The following is a 6,963-nucleotide window of genomic DNA, read 5'->3' as shown; positions in this document are numbered from 1 at the left end:
TCCGTCCGCTCATCAGACAAATTGTTGAGCGTCTGGATCACCAGGATCTTGAACATCAGCACAGGATCAAATGGCGGTCGTCCGCCCTTGCTTCCATCGGAATACGCCAGGGCCTTGTCCAGATCAGGACGGAACGCTTCAAAATCCACAGTCCGGGAAAACGCTTCGAGCTGATCGCCAAGCCCACTCAGCCGGGCAAGATGCTCTTCAACATCAAAGAAACCAGACTGCTTCATATCGCCATTCCCTCAATCAACGCAGAAGAAATAGAATCATACAGAAGACCTCAAAACCAGGGGGTTTTTAGAACCCTCCACATGGGTAGATAACCGGCATGCCGCAGGGTCGCATCAAAGCGGTTGAACAAAACATCAATTGCTCCCGCCTGTGTCAGACGTTCCCGGAACAGCCAGACGGTCTTGGCATCAGGCATGCGGTCAGACAGCCCCAGACCAAGGAAGCGCATGAAGGACAGGCGATCGTTGATCAGGTATTCCGTCCGTTCGTCGGACAAATTGTTCAGCGTCTGGATGACCAGAATTTTGAACATCAGCACTGGATCAAACGGAGGACGCCCGCCTTTTCTTCCGTCTGAATAGGCCAGTGCCTTGTTCAACTCCGGACGGAACACCTCAAAATCCACAGTCCGGGAAAATGCTTCAAGTTGGTCACCAAGCCCACTCAACCGAGCAAGCCGCTCTTCAACATCAAAGAAACCAGACTGCGTCATCAGCCACTCCTCCAGTCATCACACAAGAGAGGGAATCACACAGAGAAACCTAAAACCAGAGGGTTTTTCGAACCCTCCACCTTTGTATTCATCCCGCCCTTGGTCCGCCCTATCAAACGGCCTGTGCCTCCTTTTTCAACCGCAGGCTCGAAGCCGTGCGATGGGCCTTGAGAGACGATCCAACGGAATTTTTTTCAAACATCAAGAAGATGCAGCCATTTTTCTATAATTCTATTGCAGGAAAACGCATCAGCCCGCATTTGGGTTGCGACAGAAAAGCTACGGCGGAGTTCCCTATCATCTATCAGTTTCAACACATCCTGCGCAAAACATGCTATGTCACCATCCGGCACAAGAAACCCTGTCTGTCCTGATACAATAATTTCCGCAGGCCCTGTTTCGCAATCAAACGAAACAATCGGTATTCCTGCAGCGCAGGCCTCCAGCAAAACCATGGGCAACCCCTCATACCGTGAGGTGGAAACCAAAATGCCCGTACGAGCATACACAACACTCACGTCTTTTTGCGATGGCAAAAACTGAACATTGACAAGAGGTGCTGCCTGCTCCACCAATTTTTTCAAAGCCGGTCCACTTCCTATAATTTTTAGAACCCAATCTTTGGCCCGCTCATCCTGCGTTATTCTGTTCCATGCTTCTAAAAGTCGGTCTAATCCCTTTTGAGGGGTCAAGCGGCCAATAGCTACGACACTCCGTGCGTCCGGGTCATAGTGCACAGGGGGCAGTGCTGGAACCATATTGGGAATACAGACCAGTTCAGCTTTCGGAGCCATGTTTTTACGCCAAAGCGTAATATCCCGGTTAGTCAGAGTTACAACCGTATTTGCCCACCGTGCGGCAATCTGCCGCCCCCATTTACGTTTGCGCTTACCCAGATCAACATTGCAATTAAAGTGTTCCCACACAATACAACGAATGCCAGCCAGTTTACAGGCCGCAACACCATAAAAAGCATGTGTGCTTTCTACAACCACCAGAACATCCAGACGCAATGCCAGTATCTGCCTGTAGCAACGCCAGACCAGACGTGCCCAACCACTGACCATGGAAACATGTTTGTCGAAAAGAGATACAGTCTGCACCCTCTGGTCCAGCCCATAAACCGCCGGACCTTGAGAATAAAGTTCAATCAGGATTACGCTGGTGTGGTCGGCCAGTCCATTCATGACGGCACAGGCAGTTCGCTCAGTCCCCCCCAGACTATTAATGTGTTGAATCAGAAACCCTACACGCATACCAAGCCGACCTTACACACCCACTACAAAGTGCGCACCCTCCGGCCACGCAACCTTTGCAATAATTACAAATACGTTTTAATATCATCTATTTGGTGGTCAGACCAATCCTTGCTCTGCCCGCAGCGCACAGGCAGCAGCAACAAACGGAGCCACGCGCAAGAATAATCCAGAATAGAAAACAGACTTAAGCGCGACGTGCATCCGTGCCAGACAGCAATAAGGACAGATAATGTCTGCCGCCGTATGCAAGATGGAATGGCCGCACGGTTGCCGCTAACTTCTCACACGCAGGAGGCGGTTCGGCCTGCAGGCGCAATATGGCAGCAGCCATGGCGTATGGGTCACCAACCGCCACGGCCTCCCCCACCCATGACGCTTTCATCAGATCTTCTAAGGCAGGAGTACAGCGGGTGCTAACAATCTGGCGCCCAGCGGCCAGCGCCTCAACCAGCACAGCGCCATAACTCTCTGCGTGGGATGACAGGACAAACAGACGACATGTGTCCAGCCATGGGCGTATACTCGCAACATACCCGGGCAACACCACGTTATCCTGCAACCCAAGCACATTAATCAGCTTTTGCAGGTTATCCCGCTCCGGCCCCTCCCCGCAAATGGTCAAACGTATTGCAGGGTGTGTGTTTTTAACCAGAGCAATGGCCTTGATAAGGATGTCAAACCCCTTGATCGGCACCAGCCTGCCTGCTGCCAAAATATCCAGCACACCATCCGGTACGGGCTTTAGCTCCGGCTCATCCCACACGACTGGTAGAGGAATGACCTGCACATCATGCCGCATCAGCACCATCTGCGCGTCATGCGCCAGTGCACGGCTAACAGCTACAACATGGTCACTCTTCCGTAGCAAAAAGTACATACGCATATTATATAGCCACTGTCCGAAGGCGTTTCTCCCTTGCCTGAAAATCGGCGAACTGATTTGGGAGACAATAATCGGTCGTATCCCATCCGGTAACTGCGCCAGACGCCGGGCAACCGGCCAATGCCCATTACCAGGAACATAGCAGGCCTGAACCGAATGAGCCCGAAAATGCTGCCGTGCAGCACACGCCGTCTTTTCTCCCAAATACTTATCCGAAACAGAAGCCGGCACGGACGCGGAGTAAACAGGAATGTTGGGAGATAATAGATTCCGCATCTCACCTTCATTCCGTCCTGCAAATACAGAAACAGCAAACCCCAAACTGCTCCAGTAATTTGCCAGCCCTATGGCAACACGCTCACTACCACCCAGCCTGAAATCCCTTAAAACGATACCTATTTTGTAACATATATTATTTTCAAATAAATCAATCATAACCTTAATTATTTTCCGAAAAACAAAAAAGCCTCAAAAAACAAAAAAGATACAATGCATGCGCACTAAAGTCAATTATATAAAATTATTTTCTCAAAAAAACGTCACAACGGTTATTTATAATAAATTTATCTTTATCCTCAGTGTCTGACCGAAAATGAGTTGAGTGATTTCAGTGGATTATGATTCATGGGTTTGCGATAACCTGATGAGATCAAGATGGCCTGGACTGAAATCACCCGCGCGCAGTATCGCCGGGACGACCTGGAGTATGCAAGCGACCTTCGCGATGCGGAGTGGGCGCTGATTGCGCCTTTGATGCCCGAGAAGAAACGACTGGGGAGACCACGACGTACGGATTTGCGCCGGGTCATGGAGGCGATCCTCTATATCGTCACGACCGGCTGCCAATGGCGGCAGTTGCCCCGGCACTTTCCGGCCTTCACGACCGTACAGGGCTATTTCTACCGTTGGATCCGCGAGGGAAGATGGGAAGCCATGAACCATATTCTCGTGATCCTGTCGCGTGAGCAGGACGGGCGCGACGCCACGCCTTCAGTGGGCATTATCGACAGCCAGTCGGTTAAAACCGCTGAAAATGGCGGCCCACGCGGTTATGACGCGGGCAAGAAGATCAAGGGACGCAAGCGGCATATCGCGACCGACACGCTGGGTCATGTCGTGGCGGCTGTTGTACATCCCGCCGACATTCAGGATCGTGATGGTGCGCCGCTGGTAGCGACCAGAATACGCTCATTGTTTCCCTGGCTTCGCCATCTGATCGGTGACGGGGGATATGCTGGCGAGAAGTTGCGGGGTGCGCTGGCTGAACTCGGCCGATGGACGATCGAGATCGTCAAACGTAGCGATCGGGCCGAAGGCTTCGTCGTCTTGCCCAAACGCTGGATCGTGGAGCGTAGCTTTGCATGGCTCGGACGTTGCCGTCGCCTCACGAAGGATGTCGAGGCAACAATCTCGTCATCCCACGCGTGGTTGATGATTGCCCATATCCGCAGAGTTCTGCGAAAAATCAATCAAACCCCTTTCTGATTCAGGCTCTCAGACAATATGAATATTTTTAAATAAATTCTTCGTTGTTGATTTTGATTTTTACTCACAACACGTCCCAAATACCGATACCCTATCCCGAATACCGCATGTCAATTTCCACCCACCACCAATTTGATGTAAAAGGTCCAGCCTTCAAGCTTTTGTGTGTGAGATTGCATGGACCACAGCCCTCATTCTGTTTTTGCACGTATTCTGGGAAATACAGGCATCCTAATCGGAAGCCGCGTGGTCAATGCCGTGTGCAGTTTTGTGTATGTTGCATGGGCCGCACAAGCACTGGGGTTGCAGAATTTTGGCATTATGCTGCTTGTAACCACATTTGCGGCCATGATCTGCGATGTAACGCACCTGCAATCGTGGCAGTCCCTGTTACACTACGGCACCAGCTACTTTGAAAAAAAGCAGTTTGACCGCTTTAACGACGTGCTCATATTCTGTATTCGAGCCGACTTTTTAAGCGGGCTGGTGGGAATGCTGGCCGGACTGGCTGGCGTTGCACTTCTGGGAAGCAGCTTTATGGGGTGGAGCAAGCACATCCAATTTGATGCTGCTTTGTGTATGCTTACTATCCTGTGCATGAATACTGGCTGGTCCACTGGCATGCTCCGGTTGTGCAACCACTTCAAACTTGTGCCTGTTTATGAATTTCTAACCAGTTGTGTGCGCACCGCAGGCACAGGTATCGGTTTCTTCTGCCATTTTGGCATTGGCTACTTTCTACTGGTCTGGTCATTAAGCCAGTTGACCATGTTCGTGTCCTGTAGCTGTGCTGGCATTTACCTTGTTAAAAAGCATATTGGCCACTTCCCGTCCCTGTCCAGCATTCTGAGCACCAAGACACGCATTCCCGACATCTGGTCCTATACGGTCAAAACAAGCATCAATCAGGTTCTGGAATCTTTCTTCTCGCAAGGCGCCACTCTCCTCATCGGGGGCCGTCTGGGGGCTAGTGAGGCCGCCGTTTACAAAGTAGCGCGCCAGATTAGCAATGGTCTGGCCAAACCGGCCCAGTTGATGATCCCGACACTGTACCCCGAATTCATCCGTATGCGTGACGCGCAGGACTGGAACGGCATACGGAACGTTATTCTTAAAATATTTGGCATTATCATTGCCTTTTCGCTCATCTCTCTCACCCTCACGGCACCGGTTGGCAACCGCCTGTTTTCCTACATGCTGCATGATGTATGGCCAGGTCAGCAAACCATACTCCTGTTGCTTGTCGGTGGGTCTTTGCTGGACATCTGCCTTATTCCACTTGAACCCTTTCTGGTCATGGTTGACAGAATATCCATTCTCCTACGCTGGCGGGTTATTGTGATGTGCCTCTACTTCCCATTGCTTTTTGTGTTTATGAGAGTTGGTGGCATTAAAGGAGCATCGCTCGAAACACTTCTGGCTTCGCTGATGATGTTTGTTGTCTGCGCACTTCCCGTTCTGCGCCTGTTAAACCAAAAGGTCGCACAGACACCCCAGATGCAATAAACCACCACACCAGACATATATAACGAACCACGCCTGAAAGACGAGAACAGCAGGCCGAAAAAGGAAGGATGACGTTTATGGGACTGCACAAAGACATCTGGCGCGTTGGCATTATCAACAGCCCCATGCATACCATTCTGGAGCGCGGATCGCTTGAGGATATGCCGGTTGTCTGGACGCCTCCCATGCGTCGTTTCTGCTTCCGTGCCGACCCATTTGGCCTATGGCGCGATGGCAAGCTGCATGTCTTTGTAGAAGATTACGACTACCGTGTGCGCGTCGGCTCCATAGATGTTTTTATCTACGATTCAGCCTTCAACCTGCTGGAACAGCGTAAAGCGCTACAAACGCCGTGGCACCTCTCCTACCCCTATGTCTTCGAGGCCAAGGGGGAGACCTGGATGCTACCCGAGGCCCACCATTCCGGCCGTCTTACGCTTTATCGCAGTGTCCGCTTCCCTGACCAGTGGGAGGAAGCAGCGGTGATCCCCCTTGGTGAAGACGTTGCCGTGGATGCCACTCCCTTCTTTCATGATGGCTTGTGGTGGCTGTTTTATACCCCAGCCATGCGTCCCCCAGCCCCGGTGGGTGAACTCCACCTTGCCTATGCCCCCACCCTGCTTGGCCCGTGGACACGCCACCACGCCAACCCGGTGCGGCTGGACAGCGCCAGTACCCGTCCCGGTGGCACACCCTGTGTGCTTCATGGTAAGGTGGTTCTGCCTGTGCAGGACTGCACCTATACCTATGGTGGCGCCATACGCCCCCTGACCTTTGATGAGCTGACGCCAGAACGAGTCCGTACGCACGCAGGGACTCCCATTCAGCGCCCTTCCAGCTACGCACCTTATACAAAGGGTATGCATACGCTTGCTGCCGTTGACGATATCACGCTAATTGACACAAAATATACAGATCTTTCTGCCCGAGGCATCGGGTTGCAGGCATGGCGGGAAGTAAAAAAACTCTCCCGCAAGATTCTATCCCAAAGCTGTTGATTTTCACTGAGAACTGGGTTCTTCCGCACTTTTCGTGATGGGTATCTTGTACTGAGGTTCCGGAACTGGGAAATCCAGAAAGTCGTTCACTTTCATGGATAT

General features: G+C 51.7%; 6 protein-coding genes and 2 pseudogenes. 3 read left to right on the top strand and 5 right to left on the bottom strand.

Annotated features, from left to right (window positions below; all coding sequences use genetic code 11):
* From GOB86_RS14285 to GOB86_RS14265, 5 genes and pseudogenes are all read right to left on the bottom strand, one after another.
* Positions 1-236: transposase (locus GOB86_RS14285; protein ID WP_165993266.1), on the bottom strand; the 236-nt coding region annotated here is incomplete at its 3' end.
* Between the two features lie 80 nt (positions 237-316).
* Positions 317-733 (bottom strand): annotated as a pseudogene (locus GOB86_RS14280) (transposase); the annotation flags it as partial.
* Positions 734-807: 74 nt separating this feature from the next.
* A pseudogene (locus GOB86_RS14275) lies at positions 808-902 on the bottom strand (IS5/IS1182 family transposase); the annotation flags it as partial.
* Between the two features lie 22 nt (positions 903-924).
* Entirely contained in the window at positions 925-1,986 is a 1,062-nt protein-coding gene (locus GOB86_RS14270) for a glycosyltransferase family 4 protein (RefSeq protein ID WP_165993264.1), read from the bottom strand.
* Positions 1,987-2,173: 187 nt separating this feature from the next.
* Complete coding sequence (locus tag GOB86_RS14265) at positions 2,174-3,307, bottom strand: glycosyltransferase (protein WP_165993262.1); 1,134 nt, start codon at positions 3,305-3,307, stop codon at positions 2,174-2,176.
* 219 nt (positions 3,308-3,526) lie between these two features.
* Between GOB86_RS14265 and GOB86_RS14260 the strand changes: the two genes are divergently transcribed.
* From GOB86_RS14260 to GOB86_RS14250, 3 genes are all read left to right on the top strand, one after another.
* A complete protein-coding gene (locus GOB86_RS14260; RefSeq protein WP_165993261.1) occupies positions 3,527-4,357 on the top strand; it encodes an IS5-like element IS1032 family transposase in 831 nt (276 codons plus the stop codon).
* 177 nt (positions 4,358-4,534) lie between these two features.
* Positions 4,535-5,863: a lipopolysaccharide biosynthesis protein gene (locus GOB86_RS14255; RefSeq protein ID WP_165993259.1), complete on the top strand. Its 1,329-nt coding sequence runs from the start codon at positions 4,535-4,537 to the stop codon at positions 5,861-5,863.
* A gap of 77 nt (positions 5,864-5,940) precedes the next feature.
* Positions 5,941-6,861 carry a glucosamine inositolphosphorylceramide transferase family protein gene (locus GOB86_RS14250; RefSeq protein WP_165993257.1) on the top strand — a complete coding sequence of 307 codons (921 nt, stop codon included), beginning with the start codon at positions 5,941-5,943 and terminating at the stop codon, positions 6,859-6,861.
* Positions 6,862-6,963 lie beyond the last annotated feature (102 nt).

Origin of the sequence: Acetobacter lambici (assembly GCF_011516885.1) — a bacterium.
Taxonomy (GTDB): domain Bacteria; phylum Pseudomonadota; class Alphaproteobacteria; order Acetobacterales; family Acetobacteraceae; genus Acetobacter; species Acetobacter lambici.
This window is presented reverse-complemented; position numbering and strand designations above follow the sequence as displayed.